The following is a 21456-nucleotide window of genomic DNA, read 5'->3' as shown; positions in this document are numbered from 1 at the left end:
GGTTTGTTGTTCGGTCACTGGTTCACCGTCTCGTTCGGGCCGTCTTCAGTCGCCGGGTCGCCTGGCTCGAGGAAGTCTGGCGGGTCGTCGGGCACCACCGGCGCCTCGCCTTCCTCGGACTCCGGCTTCGGCACCTCGTCGAACTCGTCGCTGACGTCGATCTCGCCGTCGTCGGTACCGGTCCAGCGAATCGTCAGCTCCCCCAGCGGCGTCACCTGGTCGAACATCACCGCCGCCTCCCGGAACAACTCCAGCAGCGCCAGGAACCGGCACACCGTCGTCACCGTGTCCGGCGAATCCGCCACCAGCGCGCGGAATGTAGTACTGCGTTGTCTGCGCAGGCGATCGACGATCACCAGCGCCTGCTCGCGAACCGTCACCGTCGGCGCATGCAGGTGAGCCAGCGACACGCCCTCCGGTACTGCGTCCTTGCGCGCCATCGCCGCGGCCGCCAGCGCCGCAAGCCCGGCCGGATCCACCCCGAGCAGCACCTCAGGCAGCAGATCCGCGAACCGCGGCTCCATCCCCACCGCCCGCGGGAAGCGCTTGGCCTCTTCCGCCATCCGGTGCTGCATCAACGCCGCGATCTGCTTGAACGCGCGGTACTGCAGCAGCCGCGCGAACAACAGGTCCCGCGCCTCCAGCAGCGCCAGATCCTCGGCGTCCTCGACGTCGCCCTGCGGCAGCAGCCGGGCCGCCTTCAGATCCAGCAGCGTCGCCGCGATCAGCAGGAACTCCGAGGTCTGATCCAGGTCCCACTCCGACCCCAGCGCCTTGATGTGCGCGATGAAGTCGTCGGTGATCACCGAGAGCGCGATCTCGGTGATGTCGAGCTTGTGCTTGCTGATCAACTGCAGCAGCAGGTCGAACGGACCCTCGAAGTTGACCAGGTGAACGCTGAAGCCCTTGTCCTCCGCGACTACCGGGACCTCGGCGTCCGCAGTACCGGCGGTGTCACCGGTACCAGCAGCGCCAGGCAGGTCTTCGATCGGCAGTTCGGAGGATGGGGCATCGCTCATGACGGGGTTACTCCGCCGCCCGGAGCCGCTGCACCAGCACCGAGTCGGGACCGTGGTCGACAAAATCGGCCAGTAATACGTCGATCGCCTCGCGCACGATCCGGCCGCGGTCCGCGGTCAGGCCGTGCTCGGCCCGCAGCGCGAGCCTGGTCTGTTCGAGTCCGAGCAGCTCTTCCTCCGTCACGTACACGGTGATCTTCGTGTCGTGCCGGATCCTGCCACTGGACTTGCGGTCGTCGACGACGGCGGTCCGTGACCGTCCGTCGTTGCCGGGCCGCTCAGCGAGCCCGGATCCGTCAGTGGCTGTGCGCTTCTCGGGTCTGGTCTGCTTCGGTGCCGCACCCCCGAACAGCTCGCTGGCACCCGGCAGGCTCACCCGGCGGGACAACGCGCCAGCACCTCCTTGGCAAGGTCGCGGTACTGGTGGGCCGCTTGGGACGAGGGCGCGTACGTCGTGATCGGCTCGCCGACGACCGTGGTCTCGGGGAACTTGACGGTACGCCGGATGACGGTGTGGAAAACGCGTTCGTCGAAGGCCTGCACCACCCGGTCGAGGACCTCCCGGGCATGCGTGGTCCGGCCGTCGAACATGGTGCCGAGGATCCCGACGATCTCCAGCTTCGGGTTCAGCCGGTCCTGCACCTTGCCGATCGTGTCGGTCAGCATCGCCAGCCCGCGGAGCGCGAAGAACTCGCACTCCAGCGGCACCACGATGCCGTTCGACGCGGTCAGCGCGTTCACCGTGAGCAGGCCCAGTGACGGAGCGCAGTCGATCAGGATCACGTCGTACAGCGGGATGATCGGCTCCAGCACCCGCTGCAGCGTGTACTCCCGGGCGACCTCCTGGACCAGCTGCACCTCGGCCGCGGACAGGTCGATGTTGGCCGGCAGGAGGTCGAGGTTCTCCACCCTGGTCGGCCTGATCACCTCGTCCGGGGTGATGTCGCGCTGCATCAGCAGGTTGTAGACCGAGATCTCCAGGTCGTGCGGCTGCACGCCCAGACCGATCGAGGCCGAGCCCTGCGGGTCGAAGTCGATCAGCAGCACCTTGCGCCCGGTCTCGGCGATCGCGGCGCCCAGGTTGATGGTCGTCGTGGTCTTGCCGACGCCACCCTTCTGGTTACACATCGCGATCACCTGCGCCGGCCCGCGCTTGGTCGGCGGCAGCACCTCCGGGAGATTCGGAAGCGGCCGTCCGGTCGGCCCGATCTTGTTCTTCGGGCCGTGCGGGTCACTCACAGGTGCCATGTCCTCCGCGGTCAGCTTGGCCGTCGGCCTGGGCATCTCCGCATAGTTGCTGGGTGGGGTGACGGCCCTCGTCGGCGCTGGGGCCGGCGATGGCGTAGGTGCTGGTGGCTGTGCTGGTGTCACGGGCGTGGCGGGCGCCGGTTCATGGGTCGACGACATCGGTTCCGTCGAAGACGACAGGTGCTGGGTGCCCGGGAATGTCGACTCGTTCATGACTCGTCAAACCTTTCAACCGATACGGGCGATCCCAGCGACTGTAAGCGTGCATTCAAGCACTCTCAACCAGCCACTCCGCAGCAGGGTCGGGTGGTTTGCGGTCGACGTTCCGGACAGGGCTGATCACCCCGCCCGGGTGACCATCCGTGACGGAATGATTGCACACCGTCCCCAGTACGGCGTACACCGGGTTCCGGCGGGTCGTCAGGGTTTCTTCACGAGCCGGTTGTAGGTCGCGAACCAAGCAGGAACCAAATAGGCCAGCAACGCCAGCGACCAAGCAGGCAGTGGATGCCCGAACACACCCAGTGCTGCGCTGACTACCAGACACGGCAACGCCCAGCCGAGGAACCACTTCAGCGGCGCACGCCCGGCCAGTCCGGCGAGGATGCTGGTCAGGAAGTACAAAGCCAGCCCGCCGAAGATGAACCATCGATCCTTCGTGTGCAGGTGCTCCACCGCTTCAGGGATGAGCGCACCGAAGCCGGCAGCGATGACGACGATCGAAGCGGTGACGCCGAGATGGGCCGGCAACGCCTGCCACGGTTCGAGGGGTGCGGTGGTCCGCGGTGCCGGGCTGAACCCGTACAGGGTGGTCAGTTTCCACAGCTGCACCAGCAGCAGGAAGGCCGCCAGCGACGACGCGATCACCGCGGGTGTCCAGACTTCTTCGGTGTTCGCCGCGACCACCTGGGCCAGCGCTTCGCCCAGCACGATGATCACGAACAACCCCAACCGCTCGTCCAGATGCCCGCGTTCGACCTGCGCCACGGACAGCAAGGTCGTCTGCTGGGCGGGGATGCGATTCGGCGAGACGCCGCCCTCGATCAGCCGGGCGATCCTGCGGGCCAGCCGGCGATCCTGCTGCTCCTGGCGGCGCCGGGCCGACTCGGTCATCTGGTCGATCGCGTCAGGGTTGCGGGCGCCGACCATCGAGAAGGCGATGTCGGTCGCGATGGCCACCCCCCACAGCCAGTAGGCGACCGTAGGAGGGACGAACAGGGAGGCGATCCAGGGTGCGGCCATGATGCTCTGGGTGGCCGGCCAGAAGGTGATCACCTGACCATCCCTGGCGGCCGACCGCGAGGCGATGACCCGGCAGATCAGGAAGGCGCTGACGAAGACGGCGGTCCGCCCGTCGGGAACCCCTTCGTGGGCGCCGGGCAACAGTTCGGGCCAGACCCCTGGAACGGACGCGGCCATGATCGCGATGCCGAGCATGGTGCGCAGCACCGCCCGCTGGCGGATCCGCTCGCCGGCGACGTTGGCGTAGACGCTCGTCGTGGTCCAGACGCTCCACACGGCGTAGAACATCGCTCCACAGGCAGCCACCTGGCCGATGCTGTCGGCGGTGTGCAGGCGATGGGCGATCTGAGCCGCCGCCGCGACCACCGTCAGATCGAAGAACAACTCCAGCCAACTCGCATGCCGCTCTTCCGCACTCCCCGGTTCATCCGCCACGACGGACACCCTAGGACTTGGTGAGTGCCCTGGGGTGGCTGGTCGCGTAGACCTCGCGGAGTTTTTCGACGGTGACGAGGGTGTAGACCTGGGTGGTGGTGACAGAGGCGTGGCCGAGGAGTTCCTGAACGACGCGGACGTCGGCTCCACCGTCCAGCAGGTGGGTGGCGAAGGAGTGGCGCAACGTATGCGGTGAGATCTCCTTGGCGATCCCCGCTCGCTCCGCGGCTCGGCGTAGTACGGTCCAGGCGCTCTGGCGGGACAACCTGCCGCCGCGGGCGTTGAGGAAGAGCGCCGGCGTCCCGCGACCCCGGCGTACGAGATCTGGGCGGCCGCGGACCTGGTACGCCGACAGCGCGTCGCGGGCGTAGGAGCCGACCGGGACGACGCGCTCCTTGCTGCCCTTGCCGCGGAGCAGCACCGTCCCCGTCTCGAGGTCGACCTCGTCCACATCGAGCCCGACCGCCTCGGAGATGCGAGCGCCCGTTCCATACAAGAACTCGAGCAGCGCGGCATCCCGCGTCGCCAGTACTGCGGGCTCCGCCTCGGCGCCGGCCGCAGCCGTCAGGATCCTGGTCACCTCGTCGACGGACAGTGCCTTGGGCAACCGTTGCGGCGGCGCCGGTGGTTTCACCGCGCTGGCCGGATCCACCGCCGTCAGCCCTTCCCGTAAGAGGAACTTGTGGAACCCACGGACTGCGACGACGGTGCGCCCCGCACTCGAAGCAGTCAGCGGCGGGTGATCCGCATTCCCTTCGCGCAGGTGCATCAGGAAGGCACCCACCACGGCCTCGGAGATCCGGCCCAGACTGTCGATGCCCGCGGCCCCCAAGTAGGCGTCGTACCGGCGCAGGTCGCGGCGGTACGACGCCAGGGTGTTCGCGGCCAGCCCGCGCTCGACCAGGAGGTGATCGAGATACGCGCTGACCGACCTACTGATGTCGCCGCTCAGACCAGCACCTCGTCGAGCTTCAGCTGATCCAGGTCGTGCGCTTCCGCGACCGGGCCGTAGGTGACTTGACCGTCGAACGTGTTCAGGCCGAGCGCGAGACTGTGGTCCCGCTTCAGCGCCTCGCGCCAGCCGAGGTTCGCCAGCTCCACGGCGTACGGGAGCGTCACGTTGGTGAGCGCGTACGTCGAGGTGTTCGGCACCGCACCGGGCATGTTCGCGACGCAGTAGAACAGCGAGTTGTGCACCCGGTAGACCGGGTCCGCGTGCGTGGTCGGATGCGAGTCCTCGAAGCAGCCGCCCTGGTCGATCGCGATGTCGACGAGCACGCTGCCCGGCTTCATCCGCGACACCAGTTCGTTGCTGACCAGCTTCGGCGCCCGCGCCCCGGTGACCAGTACTGCACCGATCACCAGATCGGCCTCGAGCACCGCGCGTTCGATCTCGAACACGTTCGACGCGACCGTGCGCAGGTGGCCCTGGTAGGTCCGGTCGGCGTCGCGGAGCCGGGCGATGTTGCGGTCGAACAGCTGTACCTCGGCCTGCATGCCGAGCGCGATCGCCGCCGCGTTCATTCCGGCGACGCCGGCACCGATCACGACCACCCGGGCCGAGTGCACGCCGGAGACGCCACCCATCAGGACGCCGCGGCCGCCACCGTTCGCCATCAGGTGGTACGCACCCGCCTGCGGGGCCAGCCGCCCGGCGACCTCGCTCATCGGGGCCAGCAGCGGCAGCGTCCCGTCCGGGAGCTGGACCGTCTCGTAGGCGATTCCGGTGATCCCGGACTTCGTCAGCGCGGCAGTGGTCTCGGGGCTCGCGGCCAGGTGCAGGTAGGTGAACAGCACCTGGTCCCGGCGCATCCGGTGATACTCCTCCTCCACCGGCTCCTTCACCTTCAGCACCAGCTCGGCCTCGGCCCAGACGTCGTCGGCCGTGGGCACGATCCGCGCGCCGGCGGCAACGAACTCCTCGTCGGTGAGCAGCGAACCACTCCCGGCCCCCTGCTCGATCAGAACCTCGTGCCCGTTGCGCGCGAGTTCGTGCACCCCGGCCGGGGTGATCGCCACCCGGTACTCGTGGTTCTTGACTTCCTTCGGAACTCCGACCTTCACAACTTGCCCTTCTTCCGTTTCCAGGTGACGACGCGGAGTAGCGTCCACGCCGCCTGCGGCTCACGTCGTTGTGGTCCGCGGCCCGGGCGTTTCGAGGGGTTGGTTGCAACGCCAGGTCGCTGCCGAGTGTAAGCCTGCGTAGGTCATACCACCCGACCGGTTGGTCTTGTCCTGCACCGACTCGCGGAACCGTTGCCCTGCGGAACGGTTACACTCCTGTCAGACGCCGCGGCGCCCCGTGAGGTTGGCCCCGTGATGACGTGCCCGGCATTCTTTGCCCAATCTTTTCGCTCGCCTTTGCGCAATCTTTTCCTTCGCCCGTTCGGGCACCTTTTCCCACCCCGGCAGTGGTCCTTGCGTACCCCTTCACCGAGCGAGAGGTTGAACCATGAACGACGCAACGGAGATCGCCCTCCCCGGCGGCAACGTCGGCGGCGCGGTACGGGTGGGTGACACCGTCCGCCGCCCGACCGGTCCGTGGACGCCGGCGGTGCACGGTCTGCTGAACCACCTGGCGGCTGCGGGACTGCCCGGCGTACCGCGCGTGCTCGGGTTCGACGATCGGGGCCGGGAGATCCTCGACTACCTGCCGGGCGAGGCATACTGCGAGCAGGTGCCTGACGAAGTACTTGAAGACGCGATGAGGTGGCTCGCGGAGTACCACCGCGTGGTCGCGTCGTACCGGCCGTCCGGGCTGCTGGTGTGGCGGACCAGTCAGGGAGAGCTCGGGCCCGACGAGATCGTCTGCATGCACGACTTCGGGTACTACAACTGGATCGGCGACGAGTCCGGGTTCAGCGGGGTGATCGACTGGGACATGGCCGGCCCGGGGGTCCCGCTCGACGACATCGCGTTCACCGCGTGGAACACCGTGCCACTCGCGGTTCCGCTCGACCCGGCGTACCAGGCAAGGCGGTTGCGCTTGATGGCTGCCGCGTACGGCGGAGGCCTCACCGCACTGCAGATCCTGAAGGGCGCACCGGGACGGGCCCGGCGATCGGCCCGGGTGATCCGCGCGGGCCAACTGGCCGGCGACCCCGGCATGCTCAACCTCGCCAAGGTCGGCGAACCGGAGAACTCGTTGACCCGCTCAGCCGCCCTCGAACGCCGCATCCCGGAGATCGCCGCCCACCTGTGATGGCTCGGCACGGTCGGTGATTTTGCGCACTGGTTCACCCTGGCAGAGGGAGCGGTTCAACTGGTTGTTCACGCAACCATCGTTGACGGCCGCGCCTGCGGGTCAGGCAGGCTGGTCCTGTCACGGGAATGGCCACTCTCCGCCCAGGGTTGCCCCAGTCGGGAATGTTGACGAGAGGAGCACGACGTGGCGGTCGATCTGGGACGGTTCGGGGTCTGGCACCAGGCGTACAAATGGGGTCCCGAGCTGGCAGCCGGGATCGAGCAACTCGGCTACGGCGCGATCTGGCTCGGGGGGTCGCCGACGGCGGACCTGCGGGACGCCGAAGTGCTGCTGGCGGCGACGAGTTCGGTAGAGGTCGGTACCAGCATCGTGAACATGTGGAAGTCGGAGGCCGGCGCGGTCGCCGAGTCCTACCACCGGCTCGAGGCGGACCACCCCGGGCGGTTCCTGCTCGGGGTCGGCATCGGGCACCGGGAACAGACCGGCGAGTACAAGACGCCGTACGAGACGATCGTCGACTACCTGGACGCGCTGGACGAAGGAAAGGTCCCGGTGGACCGCCGGTTCCTCGCCGCGCTCGGGCCGCGGGTGCTCAGGCTGTCGGCGGCCCGGACGGGTGGCGCGCTCCCCTATCTGACGACGCCGGACCACACCCGGCAGGCTCGCGAGATCCTCGGCGCCGACCTGCTCCTCGCGCCGGAGCAGAAGGTGGTGCTCGAGACGGATGACGGGATCGCGCGCACGGTCGCGCGGGACTACCTCGCGAGCTATCTGCAACTCAGCAACTACACGAGCAACCTCAAGCGGCTCGGGTTCACCGACCATGACATCGCGGACGGCGGCAGCGATCGGCTGGTCGACGCGCTCGTACTGCACGGCACCGCGGTCGAGATCGCCGAGGGCCTGAACGCCCACCTCGAAGCTGGTGCCGACCAGGTCGTCATCCAGCAACTAGGCAAGGAAGGCCCCGACCTCCTCCCCGGCTACGAAGCCCTGGCAACCGTCCTCCTCTAGACCCGCTTGCGTCCGAAGAACCTTGGGTTATAGCGCAAGGTTCTTCGGACGTTGTGCGTCTACAGCAGGGTGAAGTCGGTGAAGTCAAAGCCTGGGGAGACGATGCAGGAGACCAGGACGGGTTCGTCCTGGGCCGGACGCGCTGCCTGCCACGCACCCGCCGGTACTACGGCCTGCGGGTGCTGGCCGGCGGTGACGTCCGGACCGAGGGTGATCACCTCTTGCGTTACCGGGTCGTCGCCGGTGCCGCCGAGCTCGAGGGTGAGGGTTCCGCCCGAGTGCCAGAGCCAGATCTCGGTCGAGCGCACCCTGTGCCAGCGGGATTCCTCGCCCGGCGCCAGCAGGAAGTAGATCGCCGTCGCGCTGGCCCGCTCGCCGTCGTACCCCTCGGGCTGGAAGGTGACTGGGGACCGCCAGGTCTCCCGGAACCAGCCGCCCTCGGGATGCGCCGCAAGATCCAACGCCTCGGCCAACGCCGGCCGCTTCACCTCGTCAGTCGCCATGCCGAGAACCGTATAACCCACTGGCGATCTCTTCGGGTGTTGGGCAGAGTTCGGGGTATGAGCGTCCCGTCGCCCTACCACCAGAGACTCCCGTACGGCGAACGCGTGCCGGCCGATCCGCTGGTGGGCAACCCGTTCTTCCCCTTCGACGGCGCCCTCCAGGTCCGGCCGCTGGAAGAGCCGGTACTCCCGGAACCACCTCGCGCGGGCGAACCGGGCGGTAAGCCGTGTCCGAACTGCCCGACCCCTGGTTCGCCGGCGGCGCGGGACGAGTTCGTCATCTGGCGGGACGACAAGTGGTCCGTTCTCGCCGGGATGGAGCCGGCCGGAGTACCGATGGTCGCGCTGCTGATCTCGCGCGAGCACTACCGCCTCGACAACCTGCCGCCCGAACTCGCGGCCGACCTCGGTCCGATGATCCAGCGCATGTCAGCCGCAATCCGCCGCATCGAAGGCGTCGGCAGGACCCACCTCAGCCGCTACGGCGACGGCAGCGAACACTTCCACCTCTGGTTTTTCGCCCGCCCCCTCGGCCAGATGCAACTCCGAGGCCCCAGCCTCCAATTCTGGGAATCCCTCCTCCCCCCAGTCCCCACCGAAGAGTTCCGCACCAACACCCAAACCCTCGCCACGGCCCTAACAGAACACTCCGGAAAGGCCCTCTAACCCACCCCGGCGACTGAATCTCCTCGAAGGAGGGCGCACCCCTCCCCCTCCGCTTTCCTTCCCTTTCACTCCGGAGGGCGTTCGCCCGAGCCTCGTTGGATTAGGGCGCAAGGGAGGACTATCCGTTGGGGTGGGCGGGAGTCTTGGGTTGAGGCTCGAGAAAGTAGTAGGCGGGCGGCGGTGCGACCTAATTCAGCTGTGTCTGAAGCGACGACCGTGACGGGTGTCGGCAACATGTCCGCCATTCGGAAATCGTCGAAGCCGACCACAGCTGGTTGACGATCTACCTCGCGCAGGGCGCGAAGTACGCCCTCGGCAACGAAGTTGGTCGACGCGAAGAGAGCAGTTGGCGGGTCCGGCCGATGCATCAACTCTCGCGTTGCTTTCTCAGCCGCCTCGGCAGTACCTTCCGGCAACTGCACGACGAGACCTTCATCCACCTCGACCTCGGCAGCGCGATGCGCCCGCCGGTACCCGCGGAGCCGACGGCCGGTCGTGTAGTACGAGGGCGCCAGCAGGATCGCGATCCGCCGATGCCCCTGCTGCAGCAGGTGATCCGTCGCGAGCTTCCCACCCCCCTCGTTGTCCACCATCACGATGTCGGCCTCGATCCCGTGCGCCGGCCGGTCCACGAACACCACCGGCACCCCGGCACCCGCCAGGAACGAATGATCCCCCTGGTCCGGCACGATCATCAGCCCGGCGACCTGCCGCCCGACCAACTCCCGGATCGCCCGCTTCTCCCCCTCCGGATCCTCGTCCACACTTCCCAGCACCACCGCGAACCCCGACTGCCCCGCGACCTCGAGGGACGCCTTCGCGATCGTCGCGTAGAACGGGTTGGTCAGATCGCCGAGCACCAGCGCCAGGCTGGACGACTTCTTGCCCGGCCGGAGTGCCCGGGCGACCTCGTTGCGCTGGAAGCCGAGCTCGTCGATCGCGGCCCGGACCCGGCTCGCGGTGTGCTCGCGCACTCCCGCCCCGCCGTTGACCACGCGCGACACCGTGCCGAGCCCGACACCGGCCCGCTTCGCCACGTCGATCATCGTCGGACGGCTGGACTCAACTTGCTTTGGAAACGTTTCGGACACAGGGTTGACTTCCCTCTCACGACACGGCATCGTCACCCGACAGTAAGTGTTGGAAACGTTACCGTCCAGGAGGCAGGATGAATCGTGACGTCCGGCTCGCTGCACCTCCCCCGGGACCACGACCATGACGGTGAACGCGCCACCCCGCGGACCGGGTGATGCTGGTGACACCACCTCTCCCCGACGCGGACGGTCGGCCCGGCGATCCATTGCCCGCGGCAACAAAGGTGGCATGAGCCGGAACGCCGGTTCCGACGTCCGCGCCGCCTACCTCTTCATCGCCCCGGCGATCCTCGGCTTCACCGTCTTCGTGGTGTATCCGCTGATCCGCTCGTTCTACCTGGCGCTGACCAAGTACAACGGCCTGACCGACCCGGTCTTCATCGGCCTAGACAACTTCCGCCGGCTGTTCACCGTCGACCCCGCGTTCTGGCCGTCGCTGCGCGCCACCGGCTACCTGGTCGTGCTGTACGTCCCGCTGTCCCTCGCCCTCGGCCTCGGCCTGGCGATGTTCTGCAACCAGCGCTTCGCCGGGGTGCGGATCGTCCGGACGCTCGCCTACCTCCCGGTGGTGCTGCCCGCGATCGCCACCATCACCCTCTGGAAGTTCATCCTGAACCCCCAGGTGGGTCTGATGAACACCATCCTCGACAAGCTGCACCTGCCGACCAGTTCCTGGCTCGCCAGCCCGTCGATGTCGATGCCCTCCATCGTGATCGTGATGTTGTGGGGCGTCGGCAGCACGATGATCATCTTCCTGGCCGCACTCCAGGCAGTGCCGACCGAGCTGTACGAAGCGGCCAGAGTGGACGGCGCCGGTCCGGCGTCGGTGTTCTTCCGGATCACCATGCCGATGATCAGCCCGATCATGCTGCTGCAGGTGATCCTGCAGACGACCGCCGCGCTGCAGACGTTCAACCAGCCCAAGATCCTCACCGACGGCGGCCCCGGCTTCAGCACCAACGTGCTGATGCTGTCGATCTACAAGAACGGCTTCTCCAACCTCGGCCGGGTCCCGCAGCTCGGCTACGCCTCGGCCCAGGTGTGGGTGCCGTTCATTCTCATCATCGCCGTGATCGCCCTGACCGCGCGGTTCTCCTCCCTCTGGACCTACAGTGACAACACTCCAGACTGACCCCGGCGAACGCAGTACAGGCAGTGCCGGCCGACGCAGTACAGGCAGCGCGGGCAGTAAGGGCAGGCGACCGGTCCGTACTGCGTCCTGGTACGTGACCGCGTTGTTCATCAGTTCGGTGATGGTGGTCCCGCTGTTGTGGATGATCACGATCGCGCTGAAGAGCCGGAGCACGGTGTTCGAACTGCCGCCGCGGTTGCTCCCCCGGGACTTCAACTGGAGCAACTTCATCGACGGGCCTGAGGCGATCCACTTCCCGCGGTTGCTGCTCAACTCCGGCATCATCACCGCGCTGAGCGTGCTCGGCGGGGTGCTGACCGCGATGATGGCCGGCTACGCGCTGGCGCGGCTGCGGTTCCCCGGCCGGAAGGTGTGGTTCTACCTGTTCGTCGGCAGCATGCTGCTGCCCGGTGTGGTCGGGCTGATCCCGTTGTTCCAGCTCTACAAGAGCATCGGCTGGTACGACACCTGGTTGCCACTGATCGTGCCGGCCTTCTTCGGTGGCAATCCGCTGTTCATCTTCCTGGCCCGGCAGTACTTCCTCGCCATCCCGTACTCGATCGACGAGGCGGCGAAGATCGACGGCGCCGGGCACTTCCGGATCTTCACCCAGGTGATGCTGCCGCTGACCCGGCCGGCCTGGATCACGATGGCGATCCTCGCCTTCCAGGCCTCCTGGAACGACTTCCTCAACCCACTGGTCTACCTGTACTCCGCGGAGAAGTGGCCGCTGTCGGTCGGGATGGCGTCGTTCATCTCGCCGTTCGCCGGGCAGACACCGAACTGGAGTTACTACATGGCCGCCAACCTGCTCTACATGCTGCCGCCACTGATCATCTTCTTCGTCGCGCAGCGCTACTTCATCCAGGGCCTCGGCTCGCTCGGCAGCACCACTCAGAAGTGAGGAGCACAGCAGTGAAGACGAAGATCATCGGTACCACCCTGGCCTGCGCGGGGTTGCTGACGGCAACGGCCTGCGGCGGATCGGACTCCGGCGGTGACGCGGACGGCCCGGTCACCGTGACGGTGATGACGTGGGAGTCGCCCGAGACGAACGCCGCGATCGACAAGGCTCTGGCCGGATTCAAGGACGACAAGATCACCGTGAAGCGGATCGACACCCCGGGTGGTGGATACGGCGACAAGCTCGCCTCGCTGACTCAGGCGAAGAAGCTGCCGGACCTGTTCTGGTGCGGCAACGACACCGAGCAGCAGTACACCTCGCAGGGACTGCTGGTCGATTGGTCCAAGCGGATCACCGACGGCTCCGGCGCCTTCAAGGCCGACAGCTTCGTACCGTCGGCGATGGAGAACTGGAAGACCGCCGACGGCCTGATGGGCGGCCTCCCGTCGCTGATGAACACCTACGGCGTCTGGTACAACGCCGACGCGTTCAAGGCCGTCGGCCTGGCCGAGCCGAAGGCCGGCTGGACCTGGGACGACATGTACGCCGCGGCCGGCAAACTCGCGAACAAGGGCGGAGCGAAGTACGGCCTGGTGGCGGACCAGCTCACGTCGCCGGACGCGCCGTTCACGATGAGCCTGTACTCCGTGTCCGCGGGCGGCGCGCCGTTCACGGACAACGTGAACCACCCGACCAAGGCCGAGGCGGACGGCAAGTTCACCGAGGGCGTCGGCAAGTTGGTCGACGCGATCAAGTCCGGCGCGGTCGCCCCACCCGGGTACGACGCGGCGAACGCGCCGGCGTTGTTCTCCGGCGGCAAGGTGCCGATGCTGTTCGGCGGGCAGTGGCTCGCGGCTGGGTTCCAGACCGACAAGCCGAAGATCAGGTACGGGTTCGTGCCGTTCCCGCAGGTGACCACACCGACCACTCTGTACGACTCGGTCGGCATCTGCACCCCGGAGTACACGGCCAGCGAGGACGCGACGTACAAGGTGCTCGAGTACCTCAACACCAAGGTGTGGGACGCGGTGCTGCCGGCCTCGCCGGTCGCTCCCCCGGCGTACACGCCCGCGCAGGAGAGCTACTTCAACGCACTGACCAAGGCTGGTCAGACGACGGTCGTCGACACGGTGAAGGCCGACCTCGCCACCGAGAAGACGGTCGGCGTCCGCTTCACCACCCAGTGGGCCTCCCAGGTCGCCGACCTGACCACGGCCTACTACCAGCCGATCCTCAGCGGCAAGAAGCCCGTCTCCGAACTGCAGACCTACGTCACCAAGATCAACGACCTGATCAAACAGGCCGGCTGACCCCCCGCGCTGAGTTGCGCCCGGATGCTTGCCGGACAAGGATGACGCCGGTTCAGCTGAAAGGATTCCGCATGCGCATGCGCCCGTTCGCCCAGGTCGACGTGTTCTCTGCCACCCCTTACCTCGGCAACCCGCTCGCCGTGATCCTCGACGCCGAGGATCTCGACGGCGACAGCATGCAGCGGGTGGCCCGGTGGACGAACCTGTCGGAGACGACGTTCGTGCTGCCGCCCACCACGCCGGAGGCGGACTACCGCGTACAGATCTTCACGCCGGGCGGCGAACTGCCGTTCGCCGGGCATCCCACGCTCGGTACCGCACACGCTTGGCTCCACCACAGCGGTTCACGCAAGGACCAGGTCGTGCAGGAATGCGCCGCGGGCCTGATCGAAGTGCGCAGCTGGCAACAAGCACTGTTCTTCGCCGCGCCACCCACTCTCCGCAGCGGCGAAATCGAAGAGGAGTACCTGGAGCAGATCGTCACGGCGCTCGGCATCCACCGCAGCCACGTGGTCGATCACCAGTGGGTGGACAACGGACCCGGCTGGGCCGTCGTCAGACTGGCGACGGCCCAAGAAGTACTCGATCTGGAACCGGATTTCTCGCAGCTCCCGAACGCGATGATCGGCGCGATCGGCGCCCACCCGGACGGCTCGCCGGCACGCGTACGAAATGCGCACCTTCGCACCCGGAGCCGGCATTCCCGAAGATCCGATCTGCGGCAGCATGAACGCCGGGGTCGCGCAATGGCTCATCCGCACCGGAGCATCGGCAGCTGGCTACCGCGTCTCACAGGGGCGCCGCTTGGCGCGGGCCGGCGACATCACGATCACCGCCGAGCCCGAAGGAACCGTCTGGGTCGGTGGTTCCACGAACACCCTCTTCCAAGGCACCGCCCTGATCTGAAGGGCCGACCTGATGCGACGGCTGAGGTGGGAGGCCAGACCGACCCCTTGCGTCCGAAGGGCCGTGGGGCAGGACCCTCGGTCCTTCGGACGCAACGCAGTGGAAGGCGACGGAGGAGCCGCTGCGGGTTAGACGGCTTGCCAGAGGGAGAGAGCGAAGCGAGCCTCGGTGTCCGTCCACCAGGCGCCGTTGGTGAAGCCGGCCTTGTCGAGCTCGGCCTCCACCACGTGCCGGTGGAACTTGGCGGAGATCTCGGTGCTGAGCTCCTCGCCCTCGGCGAAGTCGACCTCCAGGCCGATCTCCGGGATCAGGACCCGCATCGCGCGATCGGCGCGCAGGTGCATCTCGATCCACTCGTTCTCGGCGTCCCAGATCGCCACGTGACTGAAGGCGTCCACATCGAAGTCCGCGCCGAGCTGCCGGTTGAGCACCCGCAGGACGTTGCGGTTGAACTCCGCCGTCACCCCCGCGCTGTCGTCGTACGCCGCCACGAGCGTGGCCGGGTCCTTCACCAGATCGGTGCCGAGCAACAACCACTCCCCCGGTTCCAGCACGTCGCGCACCGACTTGTAGAAGTCCTCGCGCTCGTCGGGCAACAGGTTCCCGATGGTGCCGCCGAGGAACGCGACCACCCGTGGCGCGTCTCCAGGCAACTTGTCCAGGTGTGCCGTGAAGTCCCCGACCACACCATGGACCACGAGATCCGGATAGTCCGCGTTGATCGCCTTGGCGGCATCCCGCAGAGCCGACTCCGACACGTCCAGCGGCACGAAGGTCGTCAGCGTGCCGTGGTCGCGCAGTCCGTTCAGCAGCAGCCGGGTCTTCTCCGACGAACCGGACCCGAGCTCGACCAGCGTCCGGGCCTTGGTCAGCTCCGCGATCTCGCCGGAGCGCGCGTCGAGGATCTCCCGCTCGGCGCGGGTCGGGTAATACTCCGGCAGCCGGGTGATCTGCTCGAAGAGGTCACTCCCGCGGGCATCGTAGAACCACTTCGGCGCCAGCCACTTCGGCTCCGCGGTCAGCCCCGCCCGGGCATCCTCCCGCAGCGCGCGGGAAACGTAGTCCGGGGTGAGATGAATGTCGATCAACTGACCGGGGCGGTGGGGTGGGTTCAGCGCTGTCACTGTCGTCCTTCCATCGGGGTGATCGCAAGAGTCGTGGATGTTGCTAGTAGCAACGATCCGTTCGGTACTTCCTGCCAGCCTTCGGCGACCGGGTTCTCGATCGTCCAGGGCTCGGAACTGACTGCGACGGAATCCGCCGTACGGCGGTACCACAGGGAATGCGTCCACGCCGTCGCGACGATCTGCTCGCCATCGGTCAGCAGGACGTTGAGACGTGATTCGGGCGCCGCGGCAGCCACGTCGCGGAGTGCCGACGCGACCGCCTCGGCGGCCGACGCACCGGAGTACAGGCGGTCCTGGATCAGGGCCCAGAGCAGCGCGGAGTCCATCGGGGCGTCGAGGGTGAGGAGTTCGTTGACCGGGAGCGCTTCGGCGAGTTTGGAGACCGAGCCGGGCCAGCCGCTGACCAGCCCGTTGTGACTGAACAACCACTGGTCCCGCACGAAGGGCGCGACAGCCGACTCGTTCAACGGCGAACCGACCGTGCCGTTCCGTACTGCGGCCAGCACGGCACCGGATCGCACAGAGCCAGCCAACCCCGGCAGCGACTCGTCGGCCCAGATCGGCACACTCCGCCGATAGCGGACCGGCGAACCGTCCACGTACCAACCGATGCCGAACCCGTCAGCGTTGACCGACCCACCACCGCGCATGTCCGCCGGCGCCCAACTCTGCCGATACAGCGAGTGCGACGGCTCCAGCGCGAGCGACGCCAGCGAGACCGGCGGGCCGAGGTAGGCCAGATGCCGGCACATCAGGCGAGCTCCGACGGAAGTGGATCGCGGGCGCAGCGGAAGCCGGCGAAGATCTGGCGCCGGATCGGGTAGTCCCAGTTCCGGAAGGTACTGCGCGCCACCACCTCGTCGGTCCCGAACGAGCCGCCGCGCAGCATCTTGTAGTCGTTGCCGAAGAACACCAGCGAGTACTCGTCGTACGGGAAGGCGCGGAAGCCCGGGTACGGCTTGAAGTCGCTGCTGGTCCACTCCCAGATGTCGCCGATCAACTGCTCCACCCCGAGCGGCGAAGCGCCGGCCGGATACGCGCCGATCGGTGCCGGCCGGAGGTGACGCTGGCCGAGGTTCGCATGCTGCGGACCGGGACTCTCATCGCCCCAGGGGAATCGCCGCGTTCGCCCGGTCGCAGGGTCGAACCGCGCGGCCATCTCCCACTCCTCCTCGGTCGGCAGCCGCTTGCCCGCCCAGGCCGCATACGCCTCGGCCTCGTAGAAGCAGACATGCATCACCGGCTCGTCCAGCGGCAGCAACTCCCGATGCCCGAACCGCGTCCGCATCCAGTTGCCGTCGACAAGTTCCCAGAACCGCGGCGCGACCAGCGAGGCCTTCTGGACATGCGCCCAGCCCGCCTCCGACCACCACCGCGCGTCGTCATACCCGCCACCCGTGACGAACCTCAGATAGTCCCCGTTGCTCACCGGCACGGTGTCGATCACGTACGGCGCGACGCGAACCGGATGCGCCGGTCGTTCGTTGTCGAGCGCCCAGGGCTCCGTCGAGGTGCCCATCACGAACTCCCCGCCCGGCACGAGCACCTCGGCTTTGGCCAGCCGCCGCCCGCCAGGTGGAGCCGGGGCGTCGAGCACCGGTACTCCGGTGCGGAGCTGATGCGTGGCAAGCATGGTCTCGTCGTGCTGCTGCTCGTGCTGCACGATCATGCCGAACGCGAACCCGTTGTCGACCAGCTCGCGACCACCACTGAGGTTCACGTGGTCGAGCACGTCGAGGACCTTGTCCCGCACCTCGACCACGTAGGCCCGGGTCTCGGAAGGCCCGAGCAGCGGCAGCGCCGGACGATCCGCGCGGGCGTGCATGAACGCGTCGTACAGCTCGTCGATGTCCTGCCGGACGGGCTCGCGGCCGCCGACGTCACGGACCAGCCAGAGCTCCTCCTGGTTGCCGATGTGCGCGTAGTCCCAGACCAGTGGCGACATCAGTCGGGAGTGCTGGCGGACCAGGTCGTCGGTGTCGACCGCATCGGTCAGCTGGACGGTCCGCGAACGGGACCGCTCGAGCTGCTCGGCGACGAAGGCACGCAGGCCCTCGGCGGTGAGGTCGGACAGTTGGTGGTTCATGATGCTCGCCTTCTGTGGGTGTCGTCGACGATGCAGTGCAGGCGGTTGCCGACCTCGTCGATCAGATCCTGATCGACGCCGGTGCGGCTCAGAGCTCCAGTGCCCAGGTCCACCAGCTCACGGGCGGCCTGCAGAACGAGCTTGTCCTCCAGGCCTTCCCGCGCGGCCGGGAACCAGCGCCCGGCGGCCGGCTCCGCGGCAGCGACGGCCTGGTCGACCAGCGCGGGGTCGGACATCAGCGCGATCAGCAGCAGGGTCGGCTCGATCCACCCGTCCCCCTGCTGAGCGTCCAGGTAGCGCACTTCGAGATACCCGCGCGGCCGGACCGGCGGGAACAAGGTGGACAGGTGATAGTCGAGATCCTCGTACGTCGGTCTGTCGTCGGGCAGGGCGCCATCCGCCCACGCCCCGAAGGTGAGACCGGCCGGGGCGTCCCAGTTGTCGCCTCGACGGAGACAGAGCACGGGTGCGTCCATCGCAGTACGGGCCCAGGTCTCGGCTGGGTTGCCGTCCAGCGGCGGTGGTTCCGTAAACGGTGCGCAGGTGCCGAAGGTGGCTTCCGTCCGGGCGGAGGCCCAGCCGGTGTCGTTGCCGGTTCTTCGGCGGGAGTTCGCGAACAGCGCCACCAGCGCGGGCCCGAAATCGTGCAGCGCTCGCCAGCGCAGGGCGGTCTGGTCCGCCTCTCCGGCGTCCAGGCAGACCTGCAGTCCGGCAGTGCTGCACATCATCCGCGGCCCGTGCGGACCGAGCTGCTCGAAAGCTCGCTCCATCGCGGCATAGCGGGGGACGGTCAGGAGCCGGCGCGGCGGCCGGAACGCGTCCAGGCCGTGGTCGCCCGGCGCCAGACCGGCGTCGTGAAGAAGGGAGGTGAGCTCGGCCGCGTCGGCGGCGGTGTCTTCGATCAACCTAGGCACGGAGGCCGAGGCGGGGCCTGAGATCTCTACCTGGCCACCCGGCTCCACGGTGACCAGAGAACCCCGGCCGAGCGGCAGTTGCGGGCTGCCTCGAACCAGGGTGGGGGGCGCGTGCACGCCCAGGGCTTGACTGAGGTGAGCGGCATCGAGAGGCCGGTGCGGATCGTCCGCGTGATGCACCGTCCATTCCAGTTCGACGCCGTGCAGCAACGGAGGACCGTGCTTGAAACAGACCATCGCGACGTAACCCTCCGCATCGGCCCGGGAGCCGATCGGAGTCGTCGCCGGAAACTCACCGGACGCGGTCACGTCAGCGAACCTAACCGCGGCCTCGGGTACGGACAACCGATAGCGGGTTACCCCCCGATGACGTGTCTGCCGGGATCGCCGCCGTCCAACACTGTGTCGAAATCATGATCGACATAGTGCCGGGCGGCACCGACAATATTCCGCGCTCCGGCCGGACGGGAGATTTCCCGCAGCCGGACCGCTTGCTGAGGGCCGGACGGCCACGGCTTGGGGTGGTTGCGCTCTGAGCGAAACCGTTCCTCAGCGGACGCCGAAGCCGTTGCTCAGCGGACGCGGGGACAACCGGCGCAGGGCTTGACGTTGGGCAGCGCGTAGACGAAACAGCAGGAGGTCCGCACCTCCTGATCAAGCCCAACCCCGAACGCCTCCGCCGCCTCTTTCGCGTACGGCGCCTCCTCGGGCATCCGCATCGCCGCCCGCAGCTCGTCATCGACCGCCCCCAGCCGCTGCCGCGAACTCATCCGCACCCCAGGCCGATAGCTGTCCGTGAAGGCCCGCGTATGCGTCCCCACTTGCGCGACCGCTTCATCCAGCGAGATCACCTTGTCGGACAGCAGCGCGACCTCAACCGGGTAGTGCGCCGTCGGATGCCGTCGGAACGCCAACGCCTCCGGCGACACCTCCGGCGAAACACCGGTCAACGCCGTAGCCAGCCCCGCAACGATCGACGGCACCGAGACGTACCACATCAGCACGAACATCGCCGCGACCTGCACCGGCGCCTCGATCCCGTACTCCTTGCCGTAGTCGTCCAACAGTGACTTCCGCCACCCGTACGTCGGATCGCCCCCACCCCGCTGATCCGCCAACAACTCCGCACACGAGATCCACTCCGCCCCAGGCACCACATCCGCCGTACGAAACGACAGCCACGAAACCTCCCCCTCAAGCAACCCCACAAGGCGGCTCGCGCTGTACGTCATACGCCCACCCTACGATCCGCCACCTGGCCGGAGCACTCGCTGCCACTAGGCCTCATCGGCCTTCAAGTCCAGCGATTAACGAACTTGTCTCCGCCTTGACCCGAATTGTTCACGTGCGGAATTGCAACTTCCTGCAATTTCTCCGTTTCGGTGAGTTACCCCTCGTCGAGCGCTGGCGTCACCCACAGTCTGTTGGCGCCGTCGAGCAGTCGGACGGTGCACCTCGGGGGTGCAGATCAGGGGAACATTTCAAGGGGGATCCATCGTGTTGGCTCAGTTGCGTTCGCATGCGCCGTTCCGGCTCCTGGCGATGGTGCTGGCAGCCGCCCTGTTGGTGTCAGGGCTTGTCAAAGTCGCGCCGACAGCGGCGGCTGCCGGCACTCCGACCCTGACCGTCGCAGGGGTCCCGTTGGCGGGGTCGACCCAACCGACGACCTTCAAGGCGGATCTCTCCGACGCAGCGGATGTGACCGGCGAGGTGACCTGGCTGGTCGACGATTCGTATGCGGCCAAGACCCAGACTGCGCCACACTCCTTTACCCGGACGTATACGGCCGGCGCGCACAAACTCAAGGCGAGATGGGTCGTCAATCCAACGACGGGTGCGACTGCCGAGACCTTCTCCAACTTCACAGTGGGTGCGGTGCAGACCGAGCCGACGCTGATGTCGGGTGGTTCGCCGCTGCAGGGCGCAACAGTCAATTCACCGTTCATTGCAGATCTCGCAGGAGTGCCGACCTCCATCGCCGGCGGTGTCACGTTCTTCCTGGACGGCGCCCAGGTCGTCAAGGACACGTCGTCGCCGTTCCAGGCGACCATCACCACCAGCGCGGGTTCGCATCAGGTGAAGGCCACGTGGACCGACCCTGCCAACCAGCAGGCCAAGCAGTTGGTAGCGACCGCGACGGTGCAGGACGGCCCGTTCCTGTCCTCTGGCGGTACTCCGCTGCACGCGGGCAAGGTGAACTCACCCTTCACGGCTCTACTGTCGAATCCGGTGGGCGTAGCCGGTGATGTGACCTGGTTGCTGGACGACAGCTACATCGGTAAGAGCACTGCGCCGCCGCACCAGTTCACGGTGACGACGAGCAACGGTCAGCACAAACTGAAGGCTCGTTGGGTGGTCAACACCGGAACCGGTGCCACGAAGGACGTGACCGCGGTCTTCACGGTCGGTGAGATGCCGGAGTTCAGGGTTGCTCCCCCGGTGGATGAGGAGCCCGGTCCGGCCATCAAGAACCTCTGGGCGACCTCGGACAACCGCCGAGCACCGATCACCGGTGTCTATGACTGGACCAAGGCAGGGTTCGGCGGTGGAACCCCCTTGCCGGCGCCGTCGAACTACCGCAGCGACGCGGCATGCAATCTGACTGCCGCGACGGTTCAGTCGACATATCACGTGGTTCCGAACGACAACCA

At 67.5% G+C, this 21456-nt stretch carries 21 protein-coding genes and 1 pseudogene; 9 read left to right on the top strand and 13 right to left on the bottom strand.

The window, feature by feature from the left end; translation table 11 throughout:
• Positions 1-14: 14 nt before the first annotated feature.
• The 6 genes from VFG33_RS22190 to ald form a co-directional block, all read right to left on the bottom strand.
• A complete protein-coding gene (locus VFG33_RS22190; protein WP_325054837.1) occupies positions 15-1019 on the bottom strand; it encodes a segregation and condensation protein A in 1005 nt (334 codons plus the stop codon).
• 7 nt (positions 1020-1026) lie between these two features.
• Positions 1027-1407 (bottom strand): hypothetical protein, encoded by a 381-nt coding sequence (locus VFG33_RS22185; protein ID WP_325054836.1) that lies wholly within the window; start codon positions 1405-1407, stop codon positions 1027-1029.
• Positions 1392-2267 carry a ParA family protein gene (locus VFG33_RS22180; protein ID WP_325054840.1) on the bottom strand — a complete coding sequence of 292 codons (876 nt, stop codon included), beginning with the start codon at positions 2265-2267 and terminating at the stop codon, positions 1392-1394. Before VFG33_RS22180 ends, VFG33_RS22185 begins: the two co-directional genes overlap by 16 nt.
• A gap of 420 nt (positions 2268-2687) precedes the next feature.
• Entirely contained in the window at positions 2688-3944 is a 1257-nt protein-coding gene (locus tag VFG33_RS22175) for a low temperature requirement protein A (RefSeq protein WP_325054835.1), read from the bottom strand.
• A gap of 10 nt (positions 3945-3954) precedes the next feature.
• Positions 3955-4896, bottom strand: a complete 942-nt coding sequence (xerD, locus tag VFG33_RS22170) for a site-specific tyrosine recombinase XerD (protein ID WP_325054839.1) — start codon at positions 4894-4896, stop codon at positions 3955-3957.
• On the bottom strand, positions 4893-6008 hold the full coding sequence (gene ald / locus VFG33_RS22165; protein ID WP_325054834.1) for an alanine dehydrogenase: 1116 nt from the start codon (positions 6006-6008) through the stop codon (positions 4893-4895). Before ald ends, xerD begins: the two co-directional genes overlap by 4 nt.
• 388 nt (positions 6009-6396) lie before the next feature.
• On the opposite strand from ald, the gene VFG33_RS22160 reads away from it, so the two are divergent.
• A complete protein-coding gene (locus tag VFG33_RS22160; RefSeq protein ID WP_325054833.1) occupies positions 6397-7146 on the top strand; it encodes a phosphotransferase in 750 nt (249 codons plus the stop codon).
• A gap of 186 nt (positions 7147-7332) precedes the next feature.
• A complete protein-coding gene (locus VFG33_RS22155) occupies positions 7333-8163 on the top strand; it encodes an LLM class F420-dependent oxidoreductase (RefSeq protein WP_325054832.1) in 831 nt (276 codons plus the stop codon).
• Positions 8164-8222: 59 nt separating this feature from the next.
• On the opposite strand, the gene VFG33_RS22150 is transcribed toward VFG33_RS22155, so the two are convergent.
• Complete coding sequence (locus VFG33_RS22150; protein ID WP_325054831.1) at positions 8223-8666, bottom strand: cupin domain-containing protein; 444 nt, start codon at positions 8664-8666, stop codon at positions 8223-8225.
• 57 nt (positions 8667-8723) lie between these two features.
• On the opposite strand from VFG33_RS22150, the gene VFG33_RS22145 reads away from it, so the two are divergent.
• Positions 8724-9332, top strand: a complete 609-nt coding sequence (locus tag VFG33_RS22145; protein ID WP_325054830.1) for an HIT family protein — start codon at positions 8724-8726, stop codon at positions 9330-9332.
• Positions 9333-9397: 65 nt separating this feature from the next.
• Here the strand turns inward: VFG33_RS22145 and VFG33_RS22140 are convergent, their stop codons facing one another.
• Positions 9398-10378 carry a LacI family DNA-binding transcriptional regulator gene (locus VFG33_RS22140; protein ID WP_325054829.1) on the bottom strand — a complete coding sequence of 327 codons (981 nt, stop codon included), beginning with the start codon at positions 10376-10378 and terminating at the stop codon, positions 9398-9400.
• A 277-nt stretch (positions 10379-10655) separates the two neighbouring features.
• On the opposite strand from VFG33_RS22140, the gene VFG33_RS22135 reads away from it, so the two are divergent.
• The 5 genes and pseudogenes from VFG33_RS22135 (at position 10656) to VFG33_RS22115 (ending at position 14678) form a co-directional block, all read left to right on the top strand.
• Positions 10656-11558, top strand: coding sequence for a carbohydrate ABC transporter permease (locus tag VFG33_RS22135; protein ID WP_325054828.1), 903 nt, complete (start codon positions 10656-10658; stop codon positions 11556-11558).
• Positions 11539-12462, top strand: a complete 924-nt coding sequence (locus VFG33_RS22130) for a carbohydrate ABC transporter permease (protein WP_325054827.1) — start codon at positions 11539-11541, stop codon at positions 12460-12462. The genes VFG33_RS22135 and VFG33_RS22130 overlap by 20 nt, the downstream gene beginning before the upstream one ends.
• 11 nt (positions 12463-12473) lie before the next feature.
• On the top strand, positions 12474-13772 hold the full coding sequence (locus VFG33_RS22125) for an ABC transporter substrate-binding protein (RefSeq protein ID WP_325054826.1): 1299 nt from the start codon (positions 12474-12476) through the stop codon (positions 13770-13772).
• A gap of 41 nt (positions 13773-13813) precedes the next feature.
• Positions 13814-14335 (top strand): annotated as a pseudogene (locus tag VFG33_RS22120) (PhzF family protein); the annotation flags it as partial.
• Between the two features lie 109 nt (positions 14336-14444).
• A complete protein-coding gene (locus tag VFG33_RS22115) occupies positions 14445-14678 on the top strand; it encodes a PhzF family phenazine biosynthesis protein (RefSeq protein WP_325054825.1) in 234 nt (77 codons plus the stop codon).
• A 128-nt stretch (positions 14679-14806) separates the two neighbouring features.
• Here VFG33_RS22115 and egtD read toward each other — a convergent pair whose 3' ends face one another.
• From egtD to VFG33_RS22090, 5 genes are all read right to left on the bottom strand, one after another.
• Positions 14807-15802 carry an L-histidine N(alpha)-methyltransferase gene (gene egtD / locus VFG33_RS22110; RefSeq protein WP_524538146.1) on the bottom strand — a complete coding sequence of 332 codons (996 nt, stop codon included), beginning with the start codon at positions 15800-15802 and terminating at the stop codon, positions 14807-14809.
• Positions 15799-16557, bottom strand: coding sequence for an ergothioneine biosynthesis protein EgtC (gene egtC, locus VFG33_RS22105; protein ID WP_325054824.1), 759 nt, complete (start codon positions 16555-16557; stop codon positions 15799-15801). The genes egtD and egtC overlap by 4 nt, the downstream gene beginning before the upstream one ends.
• Positions 16557-17891 carry an ergothioneine biosynthesis protein EgtB gene (gene egtB, locus VFG33_RS22100; RefSeq protein WP_325054823.1) on the bottom strand — a complete coding sequence of 445 codons (1335 nt, stop codon included), beginning with the start codon at positions 17889-17891 and terminating at the stop codon, positions 16557-16559. Before egtB ends, egtC begins: the two co-directional genes overlap by 1 nt.
• Positions 17888-19114, bottom strand: coding sequence for a glutamate-cysteine ligase family protein (locus VFG33_RS22095; RefSeq protein ID WP_325054822.1), 1227 nt, complete (start codon positions 19112-19114; stop codon positions 17888-17890). The genes egtB and VFG33_RS22095 overlap by 4 nt, the downstream gene beginning before the upstream one ends.
• Before the next feature lie 263 nt (positions 19115-19377).
• A complete protein-coding gene (locus VFG33_RS22090; protein ID WP_325054821.1) occupies positions 19378-20037 on the bottom strand; it encodes a (2Fe-2S)-binding protein in 660 nt (219 codons plus the stop codon).
• 265 nt (positions 20038-20302) lie between these two features.
• On the opposite strand from VFG33_RS22090, the gene VFG33_RS22085 reads away from it, so the two are divergent.
• Positions 20303-21456, top strand: a 1154-nt coding sequence (locus VFG33_RS22085) for a hypothetical protein (protein ID WP_325054820.1), incomplete at its 3' end; no start/stop codon positions are given.

This window comes from Kribbella sp. (genome assembly GCF_035687465.1).
Taxonomy (GTDB): Bacteria; Actinomycetota; Actinomycetes; order Propionibacteriales; family Kribbellaceae; genus Kribbella.
This window is presented reverse-complemented; position numbering and strand designations above follow the sequence as displayed.

Coding starts and splice junctions, on each gene's coding strand:
- VFG33_RS22190 (WP_325054837.1), bottom strand. CDS start 1,019: ATGAGCGATGCCCCATCCTCCGAACTGCCGATCGAAGACCTGCCTGGC.
- VFG33_RS22180 (WP_325054840.1), bottom strand. CDS start 2,267: ATGGCACCTGTGAGTGACCCGCACGGCCCGAAGAACAAGATCGGGCCG.
- VFG33_RS22160 (WP_325054833.1), top strand. CDS start 6,397: ATGAACGACGCAACGGAGATCGCCCTCCCCGGCGGCAACGTCGGCGGC.
- VFG33_RS22150 (WP_325054831.1), bottom strand. CDS start 8,666: ATGGCGACTGACGAGGTGAAGCGGCCGGCGTTGGCCGAGGCGTTGGAT.
- VFG33_RS22145 (WP_325054830.1), top strand. CDS start 8,724: ATGAGCGTCCCGTCGCCCTACCACCAGAGACTCCCGTACGGCGAACGC.
- VFG33_RS22140 (WP_325054829.1), bottom strand. CDS start 10,378: ATGATCGACGTGGCGAAGCGGGCCGGTGTCGGGCTCGGCACGGTGTCG.
- VFG33_RS22135 (WP_325054828.1), top strand. CDS start 10,656: ATGAGCCGGAACGCCGGTTCCGACGTCCGCGCCGCCTACCTCTTCATC.
- VFG33_RS22115 (WP_325054825.1), top strand. CDS start 14,445: ATGCGCACCTTCGCACCCGGAGCCGGCATTCCCGAAGATCCGATCTGC.
- egtC (WP_325054824.1), bottom strand. CDS start 16,557: ATGTGCCGGCATCTGGCCTACCTCGGCCCGCCGGTCTCGCTGGCGTCG.
- egtB (WP_325054823.1), bottom strand. CDS start 17,891: ATGAACCACCAACTGTCCGACCTCACCGCCGAGGGCCTGCGTGCCTTC.
- VFG33_RS22090 (WP_325054821.1), bottom strand. CDS start 20,037: ATGACGTACAGCGCGAGCCGCCTTGTGGGGTTGCTTGAGGGGGAGGTT.